The 21143-nt window shown below is 56.7% G+C and carries 17 protein-coding genes and 1 pseudogene; 14 read left to right on the plus strand and 4 right to left on the minus strand.

Annotation, left to right across the window (positions count from 1 at the left end; genetic code table 11):
• Positions 1 to 113: 113 nt before the first annotated feature.
• The 11 genes and pseudogenes from O1723_RS08355 (at position 114) to cheZ (ending at position 11731) form a co-directional block, all read left to right on the plus strand.
• Positions 114 to 686 (plus strand): Csu type fimbrial protein, encoded by a 573-nt coding sequence (locus O1723_RS08355; RefSeq protein ID WP_023337442.1) that lies wholly within the window; start codon positions 114 to 116, stop codon positions 684 to 686.
• Positions 687 to 698: 12 nt separating this feature from the next.
• Positions 699 to 1247, plus strand: a complete 549-nt coding sequence (locus O1723_RS08360; RefSeq protein WP_032629056.1) for a Csu type fimbrial protein — start codon at positions 699 to 701, stop codon at positions 1245 to 1247.
• A gap of 16 nt (positions 1248 to 1263) precedes the next feature.
• Complete coding sequence (locus O1723_RS08365; RefSeq protein ID WP_032665643.1) at positions 1264 to 2022, plus strand: fimbrial biogenesis chaperone; 759 nt, start codon at positions 1264 to 1266, stop codon at positions 2020 to 2022.
• Positions 1998 to 4381, plus strand: a pseudogene (locus O1723_RS08370) (fimbria/pilus outer membrane usher protein). The gene O1723_RS08365 and the pseudogene O1723_RS08370 overlap by 25 nt, the downstream one beginning before the upstream one ends.
• Positions 4378 to 5340 carry a Csu type fimbrial protein gene (locus O1723_RS08375; RefSeq protein ID WP_014884345.1) on the plus strand — a complete coding sequence of 321 codons (963 nt, stop codon included), beginning with the start codon at positions 4378 to 4380 and terminating at the stop codon, positions 5338 to 5340. Before O1723_RS08370 ends, O1723_RS08375 begins: the two are co-directional and overlap by 4 nt.
• 83 nt (positions 5341 to 5423) lie before the next feature.
• Complete coding sequence (gene tar, locus O1723_RS08380; RefSeq protein WP_248190963.1) at positions 5424 to 7091, plus strand: methyl-accepting chemotaxis protein II; 1668 nt, start codon at positions 5424 to 5426, stop codon at positions 7089 to 7091.
• Positions 7092 to 7135: 44 nt separating this feature from the next.
• Entirely contained in the window at positions 7136 to 8737 is a 1602-nt protein-coding gene (tap, locus tag O1723_RS08385) for a methyl-accepting chemotaxis protein IV (RefSeq protein WP_023337438.1), read from the plus strand.
• A gap of 19 nt (positions 8738 to 8756) precedes the next feature.
• Positions 8757 to 9623, plus strand: coding sequence for a protein-glutamate O-methyltransferase CheR (gene cheR / locus O1723_RS08390; protein ID WP_014884342.1), 867 nt, complete (start codon positions 8757 to 8759; stop codon positions 9621 to 9623).
• Entirely contained in the window at positions 9620 to 10669 is a 1050-nt protein-coding gene (locus O1723_RS08395) for a protein-glutamate methylesterase/protein-glutamine glutaminase (protein ID WP_023337437.1), read from the plus strand. Before cheR ends, O1723_RS08395 begins: the two co-directional genes overlap by 4 nt.
• Before the next feature lie 17 nt (positions 10670 to 10686).
• Positions 10687 to 11076, plus strand: a complete 390-nt coding sequence (gene cheY / locus O1723_RS08400) for a chemotaxis response regulator CheY (protein WP_000763862.1) — start codon at positions 10687 to 10689, stop codon at positions 11074 to 11076.
• 10 nt (positions 11077 to 11086) lie between these two features.
• Complete coding sequence (gene cheZ / locus O1723_RS08405; protein ID WP_014884340.1) at positions 11087 to 11731, plus strand: protein phosphatase CheZ; 645 nt, start codon at positions 11087 to 11089, stop codon at positions 11729 to 11731.
• A gap of 46 nt (positions 11732 to 11777) precedes the next feature.
• Here the strand turns inward: cheZ and O1723_RS08410 are convergent, their stop codons facing one another.
• The 4 genes from O1723_RS08410 to O1723_RS08425 all read right to left on the minus strand — a co-directional run bounded on the left by O1723_RS08410 (position 11778) and on the right by O1723_RS08425 (position 16887).
• Positions 11778 to 12941: a fimbrial protein gene (locus O1723_RS08410; RefSeq protein ID WP_023337436.1), complete on the minus strand. Its 1164-nt coding sequence runs from the start codon at positions 12939 to 12941 to the stop codon at positions 11778 to 11780.
• Positions 12931 to 15405, minus strand: coding sequence for a fimbria/pilus outer membrane usher protein (locus O1723_RS08415; RefSeq protein ID WP_088555717.1), 2475 nt, complete (start codon positions 15403 to 15405; stop codon positions 12931 to 12933). Before O1723_RS08415 ends, O1723_RS08410 begins: the two co-directional genes overlap by 11 nt.
• 89 nt (positions 15406 to 15494) lie before the next feature.
• Entirely contained in the window at positions 15495 to 16187 is a 693-nt protein-coding gene (locus O1723_RS08420; protein ID WP_023337434.1) for a fimbrial biogenesis chaperone, read from the minus strand.
• A 124-nt stretch (positions 16188 to 16311) separates the two neighbouring features.
• On the minus strand, positions 16312 to 16887 hold the full coding sequence (locus O1723_RS08425) for a fimbrial protein (RefSeq protein WP_014884336.1): 576 nt from the start codon (positions 16885 to 16887) through the stop codon (positions 16312 to 16314).
• A 502-nt stretch (positions 16888 to 17389) separates the two neighbouring features.
• Between O1723_RS08425 and flhB the strand changes: the two genes are divergently transcribed.
• From flhB to flhE, 3 genes are read left to right on the plus strand one after another with little or no spacing between them, the layout of a single operon-like run.
• On the plus strand, positions 17390 to 18538 hold the full coding sequence (flhB, locus tag O1723_RS08430) for a flagellar biosynthesis protein FlhB (protein WP_014884335.1): 1149 nt from the start codon (positions 17390 to 17392) through the stop codon (positions 18536 to 18538).
• A complete protein-coding gene (gene flhA / locus O1723_RS08435) occupies positions 18531 to 20609 on the plus strand; it encodes a flagellar biosynthesis protein FlhA (RefSeq protein ID WP_014884334.1) in 2079 nt (692 codons plus the stop codon). The genes flhB and flhA overlap by 8 nt, the downstream gene beginning before the upstream one ends.
• Positions 20609 to 21001, plus strand: a complete 393-nt coding sequence (gene flhE, locus O1723_RS08440; protein WP_014884333.1) for a flagellar protein FlhE — start codon at positions 20609 to 20611, stop codon at positions 20999 to 21001. Before flhA ends, flhE begins: the two co-directional genes overlap by 1 nt.
• Positions 21002 to 21143: the final 142 nt, after the last annotated feature.

Raw genomic sequence — 21143 nt, forward strand, 5'->3', positions numbered from 1 at the left:
CGTAAACTAAATTCTCAATAACCCCCTCAGAGGAACGTTAAGCGGGGCTAACATCTTGAACGTTAAAAATAAAATGTTGCAAGGGAACGGAGACGTCTTCTGGAGGGTGGTAAATGAAAAGAAAACTCCTTTTGATCTGTGCAGGCACATTACTGACTACGACCGTAGTTAATCAGGCACTGGCCGTTACCAGTAGCGGCACCATCGGGGCGACGCTGACGCTGACAAACGGCTGCCTGATAAACGGATCGCCCACGCAAAGTGGTATTAACTTCGGGACGCTCGATTTTGGTACCCATCCCGCAACGTTTTCCACCCTTACGACGCAGTTGAGCGGCGCCAGCGGCGGAAACACCTTTACCGTCCAGTGTACGACCGCCAGCTATACGGTCGCGATAACCGGCAATACCCATTCCACCGCCCCTGGATCCGTGGTGGGGTCGCCAGGGACGCCTGAGCGCTACCTGGTCAATACGGCCAACGCGGCACAGGGCGTGGCTTATAGCCTGTACAGCGACAGCGGGTTCAACTCTGTGATTGCCAATAACACCGCGTTGCCGATCGCGTCTACGGCAGGTGGGGTCGACAGTTATACCCTGTACGGCCGCATTACCGGAGGCGGGAACAGCGTAACGGTGGTACCCGGGACCTATACCGACACGATTAACGTCAGCGTGACCTATTAGATCTGCACTGCCATGAAGGCCCCTTTTACAGGTCTGCGCAAACGCGCAGAGGGAAGCGTGCAGCCTTTTTTCGCGCTGATCGTCGGGCTGTTGCTGATACCTGCTGCGGGGGCGGTGACATCGCAGTCCTTTAAGGTCAGCGCGACCATTGTACCGGGTTGCGCGGTGGCCACCGGTAGCGGGGGGCTTCTCGGTACGCTGGATTTTGGCACCCATAACGGGGTGGAAAGCGCGCCAGTCAGTACCAGCTTTGTGCCAAACGGGGCGTTGTCTATCGCCTGTACGCCTGGCGTGGCGCTGAGCATGAGCATTAATGGCGGTCAAAATTATTCATCCGTCCGTCGGATGAAGCGGTCCGGAGGAACAGAACTGGTGCCGTACCGGCTCTACAGCAGCAGCTCGCTGGCCGCCAACAGCGAAATTGGCGTTAACCAGGCAATACCGGTGACCTATACCAACAGCAATAACATCGCGCTGCCGCTTTTTGGCGTGGCGCTACTGACCGGCTTTAGCCCGGCAGGAACCTATTCCGATCAGCTCACCGTGACCTTGTCATGGTAATAAAGGGAGAGAGTCGATGAAGCCATTGTTCCGGCAGTTGTGTCTGGCGGGTGTTTTATCAGGCGTCGCGGCCACAGGCGAGGCGCAGGCGGCGGCCACCATTCTGCTCTGGCCCATCGATCCCTGGCTTGCCGCAGATGCCAACGCCACGGAGCTGTGGATCCAGAACCAGGGAAACAGCGCAACGACGATGCAGGTGCGTATTGTGCGCTGGAAGCAGGAAGGGGGATACGAACGCTACAGCGCGCAGCAGGACGTGGTCGCCAGCCCGCCCATTGTCACCATTCAGAAAGGCAATAAACAGCTGATTCGCCTTATCAAACAGAGCGCAGTCCCTGTCGGGGTCGAACAAGCCTACCGCATTATTGTTGATGAAATTCCCCAGCCCGACGCGAAAGCCGAACCCTCCATCGGCCTTAAATTACAGATGCGCTATTCCATTCCGCTGTTTGTCTACGGACAGGGTATCCCGACCCTTAAAGAGGGGGCGCATCATGCCCTGGCCGAGACCCGAAACCTGAGCTGGCGCGTGACCCACGAGGGAGGACAGCCTGCATTACAGGTACGTAATCAGGGGGATGTGCACGTCAGATTAAGTCAGGTGTCACTGGATCAGGGCGGACAGAAACGCACCGTAGCGGAGGGATTACTGGGTTACGTCCTCCCGGGCAGCACCCGCAGCTGGCCAATTCCCGCTGGCGTTCGTCAGCCGGACCGGATGAGCGCGCAGATTAATGCCAGGGATGAACAATGGCAGTCGACGCCCGTCAACTGAAGCCGGCAATGATGCTACTGCTTTGCGTCAGCACCACAACCTGGGCCGATCCCGGTGACGACAGTTTACCGCCGCCTCCTCAGGCGCAGGCGGTAAATGATGAGGCGGTTTTCCAGCTTGCCCTCGTGCTCAACCACTACGACACCGGTCTGGTGGTACCCGTGACGCAACGTAACGGCGCTTTCTTTATCTCCAGCGCCGATTTGCTGCGCGCGGGGCTCCCCCCGGAACATGTGCCCGCCGGCGAGGTGAATCTCGCCTCACTAAGTCAGGTTCGTGTGGCGTATGACAGTGCCGCACAGCGCCTGTTGCTGACCGTTCCCCGCGACTGGATCAGTGCCCGGGTGACGCCTTTCAGTGCCCAAACGGCGCAGACCAAACCGCACTATGGGCGTGGGGCGCTGCTGAATTACGATCTGTATACCAACCACACGGAACATATTGGCGGTCAGGCGTCGCTCTGGCATGAATTCCGCTACTTCAACGAGAACGGCTCGTTCTCCTCCACCGGCTACGCCCGGAAAAATTTCACCGGAAACGACGGTCAACAGGAAGGGTATGTTCGCTATGACACGACGCTGCTGATAACCCGTGAGGATGACGCGACCACCTTGAGCGCGGGGGACGTGATCAGCGATGCCCTGAGCTGGACCTCCAGCGTGCGGATGGGCGGTATTAGCTACGGACGTGATTTCTCCCTGCGCCCGGACCTTGTGACATGGCCGCTGCCGGAGTTTTCGGGTGAAGCCGCGGTGCCTACCTCGGTGGATCTGTTTATCAACGGCTATCGCTCTGGCTCAACCCAGCTTCAGCCTGGCCCCTTCACCCTGACCAATCTGCCCTATATCAACGGTGCCGGGGATGCGGTGCTGGTCACCACCGATGCGCTGGGCCGTCAGGTGAGTACCACGCTACCGTTTTATGTCACCAGCGATTTGCTCAAACAAGGGCTGAGTGACGGCGCCGTGACGCTCGGCAGCCTGCGCCGGAGCTATGGCATCAGGAATTTTGACTACGGTCCTGCTGCCGGTAGCGGCTCGTATCGCTACGGGGTGACCGACTGGCTGACGCTGGAGGGCCATGCGGAAGGGGCGCAGGAGCTGGCCCTGGGCGGGGCGGGGACGGTGATCAAACTCGGCCAGTTTGGCGTAGTGAACACCTCTTACTCACAAAGCCGCATGCGCGGAGACAACGGCGGGCAAATCAACTGGGGTTACCAGTACAATACCAGCGAGTTCAGCGTGGCCACCCAGCACACGCGTCGCGATCGCGGTTTTGGCAATCTTGCCCTTTATGACCAGCCGACGGTGTATGACGAAAACGACAAACCCATCGCCAGCTTTAGCCGCAATACGGACCAGTATTCCCTGACGTTTAATATGGGGCAGTACGGCAATATTGGCGCGGCCTGGATCGGCGTAGAGAGCTTTGACGGCCAAAAAACGGAGCTGCTGAATCTCTCATGGAGCCGAAATCTGTGGGGCGCAAGCAGTATTTACCTGGCCGGCAGCCGGGACCAGCAGCGGGGGGACTGGACGGTTGCGCTCTCGCTGCAGGTGCCGCTGGGCGCACGCGACAGCGCTGCCGTCACCGTTGAGAACACCCCGGATGCGGGCAGCACGCAGCGGATTAACTATAACCACTCCATGCCTTCTGACGGTGGTTTTAGCTGGAACATGGCCTGGGCAAATCAGTCAAAATCCAGTGATTATCAGCAGGGTACGCTGGGCTGGCGCAATAACAACATCGAACTGCAGGGCGGCGGCTACGGCGAAAGAGACACCATGACCTGGTGGGGCGAGGCAATGGGCGCGATTGTCCTGATGGACGGAGAGCTGTTTGCGGCGAACAAAATCAACGATGCGTTTGTGGTGATCAGCACCGACGGTCATCCGGACGTGCCCGTCAGCTATGAGAACCAGCCCGTGGGTAAAACGAATAACAACGGTTACCTGCTGGTCAGCGGGGTGTCGGCGTATTACCCGGCAAGCTACCGGATTGATACGCTGAATCTGCCTGCGGATACCCGGCTGAAAGAGACGGAGCGGCGGATTGCCATCCGTCGTCACAGCGGTTATCTGGTGGATTTCCCGATGGAGCAGGAGAGAGTGGCAAGCGTCATTCTGCATGATGCGCGCGGGCAAGCGATTCCGGTTGGAAGCCAGGTGCGGCGAGCCTCGCGCAGTAATGCGGTGGTGGGCTATGACGGGATCGCCTAGCTGGAGAATCTCAGCGACGTCAATCCGCTTGAGGTGATCACGCCTGCCGGGAAGCGCTGCACGGCGACCTGAACGTGGGGCCTAATCCGCAGCATAAGCTGCAAACCTACGGTCCGCTGGTGTGTCGGGAGGGCCCGTGAAACGCTGGCTGCTGTTGATGCTGCTGCTGTTCTCCTGCGGGGGCTGGGCGGCGTGTACCATCAGTACGGTCAATGCCTCGTTTGGTAGCGTCACGTCGTTTGCGCTTAGCGGAACCGGGGAGGTGGAAACCACCGGTACGCTGGTAGTGGCATGCGATGCGGTACTGAATGTTCTGACCAACGATTCGGTGACGTTGAATTACACCGCGGCGTCGGTTTCGGGCAACAGCCGCGCCAACCTGAAACGCACCGACGACACGAGTATTACTGATGTGATCCCCACCCGGCTGTGTGGATTATCGGGTTGTGCGAGCAGTAGCGAAGTGCAGATAAGTAAATCGTATACCTGGAGCGGTAACACCCTGCTGGGGTTGCTTGGCTCAAAGCGGTACAACATACCGCTCTATTTTCGCACCGTCGCCGGGCAAAACGTGACGGCCGGGCCTTACCAGGTGCTGTTGACCTTCAGCATCAATTACAACGTCTGTGCTGTCGGTCTTGGAAGCCTTTGTACGTCTCCCCAGTCGGGAACCGCAACAACCAGTATTCTGCTGAACATGACCGTCACCAATGACTGCAGCGCCATGACCACGCCGGACGTGAACTTTAACAGCGCGCCGCTGGTGCAAAGTTTCCCCACCGTCTCGCAAGCCATTGCCGTGACCTGTACTAAAGGCAGCACCTACACCATTGGCATTAATAATGGTGCCAACGCCCTGAACAACGTACGGCGTATGGTGAGCGGCAGCAACTTCCTCAGTTATGATATTTATAAAGAAGCCACCACCAACCGCTGGGGCGGCAGCGGTGCCGAACGCTGGACCAGCGCGACCGCGTCCCAGGTCAGCACCGACGGTTTACTGCGCACCTACAACTACACCGCGAAGGTCCTGACCAGTCAGACTACGCCGCCCGCTGGCACCTACACCGATACGCTGATTGTTGACGTCGCGTTTTAGTCCACGCTTTTCCCTTTCGCAAATGTAAAGTTCCTGTGGCCTGTGCCGATAACACCGTTAATAAATCTATGAGAAGGTGTTGTATGTTGAACCGTATCCGCGTTGTCACAATGCTTATGATGGTGCTGGTCATTTTCGCACTACTTCAGCTTATCTCCGGCGGGCTTTTTTTCTCGTCATTAAAACAGAACCAGGACAGTTTCGCCGCCTCGAACGATCTTCGCCTGCAGCAGAGTGAACTCACCTCGACGTGGGATCTGATGCTGCAAACGCGTATCAACCTGAGCCGCTCGTCCGCGCGCATGATGATGGACCCTAACAATCAGCAGAGCAGCGCGAAGACCGATCTGTTGAAAAATGCCCGCGCCACCCTGGCTGACGCCGCAAAACACTACGCCGCCTTCAAACAGATCGCGCCGCAGCCTGCTATGGCGCAGGTTAGCCAGAATATTGATGAAAAATACACTGCATACTTTGCTGGCCTGACGGAGCTGATCCAGTTCCTGGAGAGCGGCAACATGGACGCCTATTTCGCACAGCCCACGCAGGGGATGCAAAACGCACTCGGCGCCGCGCTCGGGGAATATGCGAAGGCCAGTGGCGATCTGTATCACTCGGCCTTTACGGAAAGCCAGAATGACTACCGCTTTGCGAAATGGCAGATGGCGGCGATGGCGCTGGCGCTGGTTATTGTCCTGGTCGCGGTGTGGTACGGCATTCGCCACATCCTGCTGAATCCTCTCGGTCGCGTCATTGCCCACATTCGTGAAATTGCCGGTGGCGATCTAACCAAAACGCTGGCCGTTTCCGGGCGCAATGAGATTACCGAACTGGCTAACAGCGTTGACCATATGCAGCGCTCGCTCATCGATACCGTCGCCAACGTGCGTAGCGGCACGGATGCCATCTATACCGGCACCAGCGAAATTGCGATGGGGAATAACGATCTCTCATCCCGTACCGAGCAGCAGGCGTCCGCGCTGGAAGAGACCGCTGCCAGCATGGAGCAGCTCACCGCAACCGTGAAGCAGAACGCCGATAACGCCCGTCAGGCCTCTCAGCTGGCTGAAAGCGCCTCCGAGACGGCGCAGCGCGGCGGCCGCGTGGTGGATGGCGTGGTGAAAACCATGCACGAAATTGCCGACAGCTCGAAGAAAATTGCCGACATCATCAGCGTCATCGACGGCATCGCCTTCCAGACCAATATCCTGGCGCTGAACGCCGCCGTGGAAGCGGCGAGGGCGGGTGAGCAGGGTCGCGGGTTTGCGGTGGTTGCCGGGGAAGTGCGCAACCTGGCCAGCCGCAGCGCCAACGCGGCGAAAGAGATTAAGGCCCTGATTGAAGACTCAGTCTCCCGCGTGGATACCGGCTCGGTACTGGTGGAAAGCGCCGGGGAGACCATGAATGACATCGTGAATGCTGTTACCCGCGTAACGGACATCATGGGTGAAATCGCCTCTGGATCTGATGAGCAGAGTCGTGGTATCGACCAGGTTGCCCTGGCGGTATCGGAAATGGATCGCGTGACACAACAAAACGCCGCGCTGGTGCAGGAGTCCGCGGCCGCGGCCGCTGCACTTGAAGACCAGGCGAGCCGTCTGAAGATGGCCGTCTCGGCGTTTCGTCTCGCTTCACTCGCTGGAAATACGGTCACTGCGCAAGCCACGTATAAAGCGCCTGCCGCCGAATCGACGGCAACTCGCCTGCGTGCTGCACCGGCCGGACAAGATGAAAACTGGGAAACATTTTGACTGACAATTAAACCGCGGCTGCTTGCCGCTTGATGGGAGCGTGGATGTTAAATCGTATTCGTATCTCGACCACACTGTTTTTGATTCTGATCCTTTGCGGTGTGTTGCAGGTTGGCAGTAACGGGTTGTCTTTTTGGGCGTTTCGCGATGGCTATCAGAATTTGCAGGATGTTGAGGCGAGTAATCAGCAGCGCTCCGCACTGGCACAAACGCGTGCCGTGCTGTTGCAGGCAAGCACTGCGCTGAACAAGGCGGGCACCTTAACCGCGCTGAGCTATCCGCCGGATGACATTAAAGCGCTGATGGCCACCGCGCGAAGCAGCCTGAAACAGGCTGGCGCACAGTTTAACGCTTTCACGGCGCAGGCGGCGGGCAGCGAGAAAGAGCACGCGCTGAAAGCCGCCATGAAGAAGAACTTTGAACAGTGGTACAGCGATCTGGACCACCAGGCGACCTGGCTTGAGAACAACCAGCTCTCGGACTTTATGACCGCGCCGGTGCAGGCCTCACAGGATGCGTTCGACGACAGCTTTAACGCGTGGCAGCAGGATATTAACCAGTCTGTTCAACGTGCAGAGGAAGACAGCCGTATCAGCTATCACATGTCGGGTGTGATCTTTGGCGTCGTCGTGATTCTGGCGGGGCTACTGACCGGTGGGGCACTGCTCTGGTCACGCAAAATGATTGTGCAGCCGCTGGCGATTATCAGCAGCCACTTCGACAGTATTGCGAAGGGCGATCTGGCGCGTCCGGTGGCGGTGTTCGGTAAGAACGAAATTTCGGCGATCTTTGCCAGCCTGAAGGCGATGCAGGGTGCCCTGCGGGAAACCGTCTCCGATGTGCGTCAGGGCAGTTATGCCATGCACACCGGGATCTCAGAGATTGCGGCAGGCAACAACGATCTCTCTTCCCGCACCGAGCAGCAGGCGGCCTCGCTGGCGCAGACGGCGGCCAGCATGGAGCAGCTGACCGCGACGGTCAGCCAGAACGCCGATAACGCGCGTCAGGCGTCTGACCTGTCAAAACAGGCGGCAATGACGGCGAAAAAAGGGGGCGATCAGGCCTCTCACGTTGCCAGCACCATGCAGGAGATTGCCACCAGCTCGCAAAAGATTGGTGACATCATCAGCGTGATCGACGGTATCGCGTTCCAGACCAACATTCTGGCGCTGAATGCCGCGGTTGAAGCGGCGCGCGCCGGTGAACAGGGGCGTGGGTTTGCGGTCGTGGCGGGGGAAGTGCGTAACCTGGCCAGCCGCAGCGCCAACGCGGCGAAAGAGATTAAGGTCCTGATTGAAGAGTCGGTATCACGCGTCCAGCAAGGCTCAGCCCTGGTGGATACGGCGGCGCATACCATGCATGAGATCGTCACCTCCGTCACGCGGGTTAACGACATCATGGGCGAGATTGCGTCTGCGTCGGACGAACAGCGTCGCGGCATTGAGCAGGTTGCTCAGGCCGTCAGCCAGATGGATCAGGTGACGCAACAGAATGCCTCGTTAGTTGAGGAAGCGGCAGCGGCAACCGATCAGCTGGCCAGCCAGGCGGATCGTCTCACCGGGCTGGTCGCGGTATTTAATGTGAAAGAGCACGTTGAAGCAGTAACAGAAGTCGGGCGGTCGCAGGCCGTGCCAGTTGTATCCTGAATGTAATTAAGAAGGCGCTATGACATCACCAATGCCCCCTGGGCAAACGTCATTATTGTTGCAGATGACACAGCGCCTCGCGCTGTCCGACGCGCATTTTCGTCGGATATGTCAGTTAATCTACCAGCGTGCAGGGATCGTGCTTGCGGATCATAAGCGGGACATGGTCTACAACCGTCTGGTGCGGCGCTTGCGTACGCTGGGGCTGGATGATTTTGGTCGCTATCTGAGCATGCTCGAAGCCAACCAGAACAGCGCAGAGTGGCAGGCTTTTATCAACTCGTTAACCACTAACCTGACGGCCTTTTTCCGCGAAGCCCACCACTTCCCGGTACTGGCCGAGCACGCGCGGCGTCGTACCGGGGAGTATCGCGTCTGGAGTGCGGCCGCCTCGACCGGTGAAGAGCCGTACTCGCTGGCAATCACACTTGCCGACACGCTTGGGATGGCGCCCGGGCGCTGGAAGGTTTACGCCAGCGATATCGACACCGAGGTGCTGGAGAAGGCGCGCAACGGCGTGTATCGCCAGGACGAACTGAAAACGCTGTCGCCGCAGCAGTTGCAGCGATATTTCATGCGTGGGACAGGCCCACATGAAGGCCTGGTACGCGTACGCCAGGAGCTGGCGAATTGCGTCGAATTCGCGCCCGTTAACCTGCTGGACAAGCAGTACAACGTGCCGGGGCCATTCGACGCCATTTTTTGCCGTAACGTCATGATTTATTTTGATAAAACGACGCAACAGGACATTCTGCGTCGGTTTGTTCCGTTGCTCAAGCCTGACGGTTTACTGTTTGCCGGGCACTCGGAAAACTTCAGCAACCTCGCGCGAGAGTTTAGCCTGCGTGGGCAAACGGTATATGCGCTGAGTAAGGAAAAAGCATGAGTAAAATCAGGGTATTGTCTGTCGACGATTCAGCGCTGATGCGTCAGATCATGACTGAAATCATCAATAGCCACAGCGACATGGAGATGGTAGCAACGGCGCCCGATCCGCTGGTCGCGCGGGATTTAATTAAAAAATATAACCCCGACGTGCTCACGCTGGATGTCGAGATGCCGCGCATGGATGGCATCGATTTCCTGGAGAAATTGATGCGGCTGCGGCCGATGCCGGTGGTGATGGTCTCCTCCCTGACCGGGAAAGGATCGGAAATCACCCTGCGCGCGCTGGAGCTGGGGGCGGTAGATTTTGTCACCAAACCGCAGCTCGGTATTCGCGAGGGGATGCTGGCGTATAGCGAGATGATCGCGGAGAAAATTCGTACCGCATCGCGGGCAAAACTGGCGGCCCATAAGCCAATGGCCGCCCCGGCAACCCTGAAGGCCGGCCCGTTACTCAGCTCGGAAAAACTGCTGGTTATTGGGGCGTCAACCGGAGGAACAGAGGCAATTCGTCATGTACTCCAGCCATTGCCGCTTTCAAGTCCGGGTATTCTGATTACCCAGCATATGCCGCCAGGCTTTACCCGCTCGTTCGCCGAACGCCTGAATAAGCTGTGTCAGATCAGCGTGAAAGAGGCGGAAGACGGCGAGCGCGTGCTTCCGGGACATGCCTATATCGCCCCGGGTGATAAGCATATGGAGCTGGCGCGCAGCGGTGCAAACTATCAAATCAAAATTCATGACGGACCGCCGGTCAAGCGGCACCGTCCGTCGGTGGATGTGCTGTTTCATTCGGTGGCGAAACATGCGGGGCGCAACGCCGTTGGGGTGATCCTGACGGGGATGGGCAACGATGGTGCCGCCGGAATGCTTGCAATGCACCAGGCTGGCGCCTGGACGATTGCGCAGAATGAAGCAAGTTGTGTGGTGTTCGGCATGCCGCGCGAGGCCATCAATATGGGTGGCGTGAGCGAAGTGGTCGATCTTAGCCAGGTAAGCCAGCAGATGCTGGCGAAAATCAGTGCCGGACAGGCAATACGTATTTGACTCAGGAGTATTATTTTATGGCGGATAAAGAGCTTAAGTTTTTGGTTGTGGATGACTTTTCCACCATGCGTCGCATTGTGCGCAACTTGCTGAAAGAGCTGGGCTTCAACAACGTTGAAGAAGCAGAAGACGGCGTTGATGCGCTGAACAAACTGCAGGCGGGTGGGTTTGGTTTTGTTATCTCCGACTGGAACATGCCAAACATGGACGGTCTGGAGCTGCTGAAAACCATTCGTGCCGATGCGGGAATGGCGTCCTTGCCGGTTCTGATGGTCACCGCAGAAGCGAAAAAAGAGAACATCATTGCTGCTGCACAGGCGGGCGCAAGCGGCTATGTGGTGAAGCCATTCACCGCGGCAACCCTGGAAGAGAAGCTCGGTAAGATCTTCGAGAAACTCGGCATGTGAGGTGATGGAAATGTTGCAACCTGCTATGAAACCCGTTGAAGAACACTCGCCGAGCGATATCATCGTCCGTATTGGCAGCCTGACGCGCATGCTGCGTGACAGCCTGCGTGAGCTGGGTCTGGATCAGGCGATTGCGGAAGCGGCGGAAGCGATTCCTGACGCGCGAGATCGTCTGGACTACGTTGTGCAGATGACCGCCCAGGCGGCAGAACGTGCGCTGAACAGCGTTGAAGCGTCGCAGCCCCATCAGGATGCGATGGAAAAGGGCGCGAAAGCGCTGACCCAACGCTGGGATGAGTGGTTCGAGAACCCGATCGAGCTGGCGAATGCCCGCGAGCTGGTGACCGATACCCGTCAGTTCCTGGGGGATGTGCCGGGCCACACCAGCTTCACCAACGCCCAGCTGCTGGATATCATGATGGCGCAGGATTTCCAGGACCTGACGGGTCAGGTGATCAAGCGCATGATGGATGTGATTCAGGAGATTGAACGCCAGCTGCTGATGGTTCTGCTGGAGAACATCCCGGAACCGGCAGCCCGTCCAAAACGCGAGAACGAAAGCCTGCTCAATGGCCCACAGCTCGACGCCAGCAAAGCGGGCGTGGTGGCAAGCCAGGATCAGGTTGACGATCTGCTGGACAGCCTCGGCTTCTGATTGGTGCCGTTACCCTCAGGTTGCCTGCGTAACCTGAGGGTCTGTTCTAGCGCAGCTCCATCTTCACCGTGACGTTTCCTTCGAAGCTCCCCGGTGCGGGCGTGGCATCCGTAGTGCTGACGGGAACCGCCTGTATTTTAACGCTGCCGTTTCCCTGCTCGTCCAGGTTTACTGGAAATGCATAAGTCCCATCCAGCGCCACGTTCTGGCTATTTTCGTCGTACACCCGCACGCCCAGATCGTCCCTTTCAAGCAGCTTAGCAATGTAGGGCGTACTGCTATCCACTATGCCCTGGTCGGCCGTCAGGGTGAGCTTTATCCGGTCATTATTACCAACGGCGTTATCGTCACAGTGGTAGTTAATATCGACGCTTTTTAGGGCATAGCCCTGAGGCGGTTGCCCTTTGCGGGTAAACTGTTTACTGACGATGCTGCCAAACTGGACTTCAATCGTGCTGCCTGCGTTGATGGTGCAGCTCAGCGGTGCAGAAAGGGTGCCGCCAAACCAGATATCAGAGACGTGTTCTGCCTGAGTGGCGTCGCAGCTTCCACCGGTGCCAATATAAAGGCAGGCGTAGTTTTGGGCGATGAGCGTCGCCGGGATCACCTCTTCACCCAGTATCGGTTTTTTTATGTGCAGCAGCACGGCCACGACGTTCCAGCGAAACTTGCGTTTCGATGCGGCACCACCGTCAGGCCGGGAGTCATTGCTGCATACGTCGCTTTCTTCTTCTGTTTTAGACAGGCTCGATTCGAGCACGGTAAGCATATTTCCCCGCGGGGTCGGGTACTCATTGATCGGGATTGGGGTGAGCGAGCTGCCGTCCGGGGAGTTAATCGCATCAGCATAGCCAGTAATGTGGGCATCAACTTTATCCGTAAGATAGCCAGTACCGCTGGTGCCGGGGTTAAGGGGACTGCCAGCCAGGGTTTTTTCGTAGACGGTGCTTGACGAAAACATGTTTCCCGGGCACGTGCAGTTTGCTTCCAGGTCGGCACCTGCGCCGACCAGGTGACCCGGAATATCATAATCGTTGTTTGCAACGTTTTCCGTCGATGTAAATTCATGATGGTAATCAATGGAATACGTCTGTGGGGCTCCGAAACAATTTTTGAGTACCGTGACGGCGCCGAAAGACCCCGTCGATACCAGCATCAGCGTGCTGGTCAGAGAAACCGTAAGGGTTCGTCTTTTCATTTTAGTGAGCATAAGCTGTTTCCTGCTGACAAAGCGCGCGGGTTGAACGGATACCGTTAGGGCTCTCCGTGTATCCCTCTGCCTGCTGTAAAATATGGGCGACGCACTGTTGGTCTGGCGCTTTTCCCCATTTCACCGTGAGCTGTGTGGGCTCGCCGACGCCGGCCAGGTATACCGTGCTGGTATCGTCCATGATGCCGCTCAGGTCCGCGTTCGCGCTGGTGACGATTGCGCCAAAGGGGACGCGTTGATTGCCGGGGCGGGTTAACGCGATCAGCATTCGATAACCAACGTGCGCATCGAACCGGCTTTCAACGGCGGCATTACGTGAAGGGATCACCCGGATTGACGTATCGCTGCTCTCCACGTTTTCGGGCAGGCTTGCGGTGTCGATACGAATCGCATTTTCCTCATACGGCGTCAGGGACGGGATAACGGCGTTACCCAGCCAGTCTGTCTGAATACCCTGCTGGTTCTGGAAGCGTACACCGGAGGCGCCGTTGGCATTGACAATGGCAAACTGGCTCCCTAACGGCTGCGCCAGCGTAACGCCGCGCGGGTGTGCAACAATGGCCCCGCTGATCCCGTAGTTCATCTGCTCCGCGCTGCCGGAAGAGGCGTAATAACCGGCATTCAGGTTGGCGTATTGAGAACGATAGGTACCATATACGCTGCTGGTATCCTCCCCATCGTGATTAGAATGGCTTTGCTGCAGCGAATAGCTTAAACGTTCGTCGTCCAGCAGCGTTCCGTTGACGCCGATATTGTGTCGGGTGTAGCCATTTTTGGTGTTGCTGATGTTATAGCTACTCCACGCGCGGGGGAGCCAGCGAGTTAGCGGCACGCTAAAGCCGAAGGAGACCATCCGGTCGGCCTCCTCGTCGTTCGTTTTACTGTAGGTATATGCCAGGTGATAACTCACCCCAGACAGAACGGTGTTAAAACCTAACGACAGGCTGCGTTCTTTTTTCGACGTCCCCCAGTAGTCCTGCTGGTAGCCGTTAAGATAGAGACTGACGCCAGCAAGGTTCTGGCTGATACTGGCCTGAACGCGGTTGCGTTTGTTATAGCGGAAGAGCAAATCGCTATCGTGTCCGTCCTGCTTCTGATTAGAGTCAGCAAAGCTGTAATACCCGCGACTCGAGTAGCGATAACTGCCAAGCGTGAAATTGGTATCGGTGGCGTCAATTTTCCCCGAATAGAGTACGCGCCAGGACTGGCCGACATGCTTGCTGCCGTCGTCAAGCGTGGTATCGGCGGCGGTGACGTCTGTAGAGAGCGAACCCAGCGGCCCCAGCGCAATGCCAGCGCCCGTATTGAGGGCACTATAGTCTTGCGAAAGGGTTAGCCCGCCAAACCAGGTCAGCAGATTGTTGACGCCGTAGATGACGCTCCCCTGAAGGAAGTCGGGCTCCTTTTGGTCACTCCCGCTGTCTGCGCGATAACGGCCCGCCGTCAATTCATACTTCATGTGTCCCGGGCGCTGCATAATGGCGATGCTTGAGTAGGGTTGAGTAAAGTGATGTTCGGTGCCGTCGGCCTCTTTCACCGTCACTTCCAGGTCGCCGCTGTTGGTGGTGGAGTAAAGGTCGTTGATCTCAAACGCCCCGGGGGCAACGTTCTGCTGGTAGATGAGATATCCGTTCTGGCGCACCGAGACGACCGCATTCGAGCTTGCGACGCCGCGAATGACCGGTGCATAACCGCGTTGGCTATAGGGCAACATTTCTTCGTCCGTGGCGAGATTGACGCCCCGATACTGCAGGCTGTCGAACACTTCGCCATGCGTGCTGCTCTCGCCCGCGGTGAACTGCGCTCTCAGCGCGTCGATGTCGTGCTGCAGGAACGTGTTGATGTTATCCCACTGTGAATCGCCGTCCGATTTGCTCCACGTTGAGTAGTTTCGAAGACGCCAGCCGCCCAGGTTCGCCCCGGTACGCAAATTCAGATAGCGGCTTTCTGTGCTGTCCTCGCGATCTTCTTTGCTTTGCGAGCCCGACAGCGAATAATCGCTGAACAGGACGGGAACACCATCGTCCCAGCGCGAGGGATCGATAAAATCGCGACCGTTATCAGCCAGCGCGGCCTGGGGGATGCTCAACCTAAGCGTCATTGTTGAGAAATCAAGCTCTGCAGACGCCTGTGGAATATAGTTATCCAGCGACTCTGGGAGCGTTTCCTCCGCCGGACGCTTCAGCAACGGAGGATAACGGTCGATATTAATGCCCCAGGCGCGCAGCATCGCGGGGCTCAATTGGGGGATCAGGTGCCCGTCAGATCTGCTGACGTAGCGAATGTTGGCATCCTTCAGCCTGCGATCGTTGATTGTGATGACGGAAGAGTAGGTGCCGGGCAACTGGGCATTCGATTTTGTAAAAAGCGAGAGGTCGATATCCTGCTGCGTCAGCATGTCCCCTTCGAGCGAGGAAGGGGAAAAAAGATACTCCCGGGCATCTGCGGAAAACACCACTAGCATAAGGGTGCTTGCCAGACAGCGGGTAACCGAATTCAGCCGAAAGGTTCCCCAAACAGGCAAGAAATTACGTCCTGCAATCATTCTGTCGTTCATCCCCTGGTCAGATGGAACGTATATTTTTCGGAGGCATTGCCGTAATCGGTAATGCACCGCCAGCTGACGTCATCCGCCGGTGCAGCATCGGGAAGAGGGATATCAACACGTGATGTTGGCCCCACCATATCGGCACTGTCGAGCTTCTGCGAGCCGAGCGAGAGAGAGTCAAAAACGGTGTAAAACGCACCGTCGTTTATCACCGCAAGCTGCTGCCCATGGCGCACGAAGCGCAGATTTTTGCAGGATTCGCCCGGTGTCCCGTTGAGCCCCACGGGACGCCAGAACAGCTTCAGGCGCGTTTTGTAGATGAGTCGTAGCACGTTTTTATCGGCATCCTCTGCGGCTGTTGCGGGCACAGTGCGTACATTCAAATAAAACAGCGTCTCTTTGTCTTTCGGTAACGGGCTGCCGTTCCAGGTGATTCGCAGGCTTTGCTCTTTTTGAGGATCGAGTCGAAAGAGGGGGGGCGTGACAATAAAGGGCCCACGCGTTTTGCCATCGCCAGTGTCTGTCCAGGTCTGGATCAGCCAGGGCAATTCTTTTTCACTGTTCGTAAGCGGCAGGGCAACTTCCTTTTTTGCAGCATCGTAAATTATGCGGGTGCGGCCGATTTGTATTCCCGCGGCGTGACAAAACGAACTTGTTATAACGGGAAGGCATAATAAAAACAGCAGGGATGTGCGCACGGGAAACCCTTATTGGAGCAGGTTGAAATAATGATAATAGTCCGCTTTCGGACTATTATCGGAGCATGACGCATTACGTGTCATTATCTAATCAGTGGCATGCTGAATATTAGATAAACAGGTATTAACGGTATAAAATATTCACCGTCATATCCGCATCGGCAGGGCCAGCGGTCACCGTTGCGGCAAATGACTTATAGCGGGCGTTAAAGTCGGCTTTAATGGTATCGGTAGTACGGGTGGCCAGTTGAATATAAACCTGTCCTTCTGCCCCATCCATGGTGATAAGTTGAGTGTCTTTGCCCGCCGGGCTAACGGCGACGCCGATACCGGTAGCGGCGGTCTCACCGGTGGTGGTGATTTTGCTGACATCCAGCAGCGTAGAGGTATTGGTCAGGGTCGTCGTGCCGTTAAAGGTGAGCTGTACTGCCGGCAGCCCATCGCTCTTTACCGGGCAGTTTGCGAGCGTAATCGAGAACGGGGTCAGGGAAGATTCAGTTCCGACCGCCTTAAAAAGAGATTTAGGGTACGTCCCCAGAGGGACCGTACTGTCCGTGCCGCTATCACCCTGAATGGTGCAGCTCGGTTCAATAATTTCTCCCGTAAAGTGGACCGTCCCCGCATTCATTTCGGCAGCAAAACTGCCCATCGAAATGGCCGCAAGTACTGCGCCAGCCATAAAGTTATTTTTGAAATCCATCTGCAAAAACTCCTGAGTTTAAAAACACGTTAGGTATTCAATTTAATATTTTGGCTCAATTGACACCGTGCAGAAGTATAGCGGGTAATTTCCTTCAAGTAATTGCGGGTCAAGATTAATATTAATTATTATAACCGTTATGAAAAATATTTTAATACTGGAGAAAAACCATCATTGATATAAATCAATTATAATTTTTTCGATTTAATATTATCCATAAGTATATTTTGATCAAAAAATAGACGTATTTTGATGATGAAACCGGCCAACTCAGTTTTTAAAAATTTTATATTTATTTTTATTAAAAACACTTTTAAAAAATAATCAGTATTAAAAAGTGATTGCCAAACCTGAGTTGTGCGTTTTTTGAACGGCAAACAGCCTCGCTACAGCGTTTAATCGTTAAAGTGGTTAACAGGGCATAATTATAGGGGTTTATCTACCCATTGGCGATAACCTCCCGTGGCAAGATAACCGTGACGTAATGGGCTGAGCATGCACTGTGGCAGAAGAGAACGACGACAAAACGGAAGCCCCCACACCCCACCGACTTGAAAAAGCGCGTGAGGAAGGGCAGATCCCCCGATCCCGAGAATTGACCTCCCTGCTGATCCTTGTCGTAGGGGTGTGCATTATCTGGTGGGGTGGGGAGTCGCTCGCCCGCAAGCTGGCGGGAATGCTCTCAACTGGCTTACGTTTTGACCACACTATGGTCAATGACCCGAATCTGATCCTCAGCCAGATTATTCAGTTAATAAAAGGGGCCATGGTTGCGCTGCTGCCCTTAATTACCGGCGTGGTGCTGGTGGCGCTGGTCTCTCCAGTCATGCTGGGCGGTCTGGTGTTTAGCGGAAAATCACTGCAGCCCAAATTTTCGAAGCTGAACCCACTGCCGGGCATTGCGAAAATGTTTTCGGCGCAGACCGGGGCCGAGCTGCTCAAGGCTATTCTCAAATCGGTACTGATGGGCAGTTCTGCCGGGTTCTTCCTCTGGTATCACTGGCCCGAAATGATGCGCCTCATCAGCGAGTCGCCCCTTACTGCCATGAGTAACGCCCTGAATCTGGTTGGACTCTGCGCGCTGCTGGTGGTGCTCAGCATTATCCCGATGGTCGGTTTTGACGTTATCTTCCAGCTTTATAGCCATTTCAAGAAACTGCGAATGTCACGTCAGGATATCCGTGACGAATATAAGCAGATGGAAGGTGACCCGCACGTTAAAGGGCGTATCCGTCAGATGCAACGTGCTGCCGCTCGTCGGCGCATGATGGAGGATGTGCCGAAGGCGGATGTCATCGTCACCAACCCGACACACTATTCCGTTGCCTTGCGCTACGACGAAAACAAGATGAGCGCGCCGAAAGTGGTGGCGAAAGGGGCGGGGCTGATCGCACTTCGTATCCGGGAAATTGGCACCGAAAACCGCGTGCCGATCCTGGAAGCTCCACCGCTGGCGCGTGCCTTATACCGCCATGCGGAAATCGGACAACAGATCCCGGGACAACTCTACGCCGCGGTGGCGGAAGTGCTGGCCTGGGTATGGCAGTTGAAACGCTGGCGTCTGGCCGGGGGTCAACGGCCTGTGAAACCTGAGAACCTTCCGGTGCCTGCCGCGCTGGATTTTATGAACGAGAAGGACACTGATGGCTAATCTGGTGGCAATGTTGCGCCTGCCCGGCAACCTGAAATCGACCCAATGGCAGATCCTCGCCGGGCCGATTCTCATCCTGTTAATTTTGTCGATGATGGTTCTGCCGCTCCCGGCATTCATCCTCGATCTGCTGTTCACGTTTAATATTGCGCTCTCCATTATGGTGCTGCTGGTGGCGATGTTCACTCAGCGGACCCTGGAGTTTGCCGCGTTCCCGACCATTCTGCTGTTTACCACTCTGCTGCGACTGGCGCTGAACGTGGCGTCCACGCGTATCATTCTGATGGAAGGACACACCGGCGCGGCAGCAGCAGGTAAAGTGGTGGAGGCCTTCGGCCACTTCCTGGTCGGCGGTAATTTCGCTATCGGTATCGTGGTATTCGTTATCCTCGTGATCATCAACTTTATGGTTATCACCAAAGGTGCCGGACGTATTGCGGAAGTGGGCGCCCGTTTTGTGCTGGACGGGATGCCGGGCAAGCAGATGGCGATCGACGCCGATCTGAATGCCGGGTTAATCGCGGAAGATGAAGCCAAAAAACGCCGTGCGGAAGTCACTCAGGAAGCGGACTTCTACGGATCCATGGACGGTGCGAGTAAGTTTGTGCGCGGTGATGCCATCGCGGGCATTCTGATCATGGTGATTAACGTGGTGGGCGGCCTGCTGGTGGGGGTATTGCAGCACGGCATGGACATGGGCCACGCGGCGGAAAGCTACACGCTGCTGACTATTGGTGATGGTCTGGTCGCGCAGATCCCGGCGCTGGTCATCTCCACGGCGGCGGGCGTGATTGTCACCCGCGTGAGTACCGATCAGGACGTTGGCGAGCAGATGGTTGGCCAGCTCTTCAGTAACCCGCGCGTAATGCTGCTGGCCGCTGCCGTTCTGGGTTTGCTTGGTCTGGTACCGGGCATGCCAAACCTCGTCTTCCTGCTGTTTACGGCGGGTCTGCTGGGCCTTGCCTGGTGGATGCGTGGCCGTGAAACCCAACCGGCGGCGGATCCGGTTCCGGTGAAAATGCCGGAGAATACTCAGGCCGTCGAGGCGACGTGGAACGACGTGCAGCTGGAAGATTCCCTGGGAATGGAAGTGGGGTATCGCCTGATCCCGATGGTGGATTTTCAGCAGGATGGCGAGCTGCTTGGCCGTATCCGCAGTATCCGTAAAAAATTCGCTCAGGATATGGGCTTCCTGCCGCCGGTGGTTCACATCCGTGACAATATGGATCTGCCGCCTGCACGCTACCGTATTCTGATGAAAGGGGTCGAAATTGGCAGCGGTGATGCCTACCCGGGTCGCTGGCTGGCCATTAACCCTGGCACCGCGGCAGGCACGCTGCCGGGCGAGCAAACCGTCGATCCGGCCTTTGGTCTGGCGGCCATCTGGATTGAAAGTGCGCTGAAAGAGCAGGCGCAAATCCAGGGGTATACGGTAGTCGAAGCCAGTACCGTGGTGGCAACCCATCTTAATCATCTGATTGGGCAATTCTCGGCAGAGCTGTTTGGTCGTCAGGAAGCGCAGCAGCTTCTCGACCGCGTGACGCAGGAGATGCCGAAGCTGACGGAAGATCTGGTCCCGGGCGTGCTGACGTTAACCACGCTGCACAAGGTGCTGCAAAACCTGCTCGAGGAAAAAGTGCCGATCCGCGATATGCGAACCATTCTGGAAACCCTTGCCGAGCATGCGCCGCTGCAAAGCGATCCGCACGAGCTGACGGCGGTGGTGCGCGTGGCGCTGGGGCGTGCAATCACGCAGCAGTGGTTCCCGGGAACCGGAGAAGTGCAGGTGATTGGCCTCGACACGCCGCTTGAACGTCTGCTGCTGCAGGCCCTGCAGGGCGGGGGCGGCCTGGAGCCAGGTCTGGCGGATCGCCTGCTGGAGCAGACCCAGGAGGCGCTGGCACGTCAGGAGATGCTGGGGGCGCCACCGGTGCTGCTGGTCAACCATGCGCTGCGTCCGCTGCTGTCGCGCTTCCTGCGTCGCAGCCTGAACCAGCTGGTGGTGCTGTCGAATATGGAGTTGTCGGATAACCGTCATATCCGCATGACGGCGACGATTGGAGGAAAATAATGGCTAAATGGCTTTGGATTATGCTCTTCCCGCTGGCGGCACAGGCGGCCGGGGAAGGCGCCTGGCAGGCAAGCAGCATGGGCGTGACCCTGAGCAACCGGGGTGTCGCCATGTCTTCTACTCCGCTGTCGCCCTCTGAAGCGGTTTCCGGTCTGATGGGGATGGTGGTCTGGAATTACAGACTGATTGGCCCAACGCCAGCCGGACTGCGGGTGCGGCTCTGCTCCCAGAGTCGCTGTACGGAAATCGACGGAGAGAATGGCACGACGCAGGCGTTCAACGGCGTGCCCGCCATTGAACCTTTGCGTTTTATCTGGGAAGTGCCGGGCGGGGGACGTTTGATCCCGGCGCTAAAAGTGCAGAGCAATTCTGTCATTGTAAACTACCGCTAACTGCCCGCTTTTTCACCAGCCATCAGGGAATACTGATGGCTGGCTCGCAAAACTGACCTCACCTTTTGATGAAAAAGAAACGCTGTTTTATAAATCAGTGACACGCGTGACGATACTCTTTGCATTTTTGCCATTCCCCCCC

The sequence above is a fragment of the Enterobacter cloacae complex sp. HYC080_NIDB genome, from assembly GCF_056673325.1.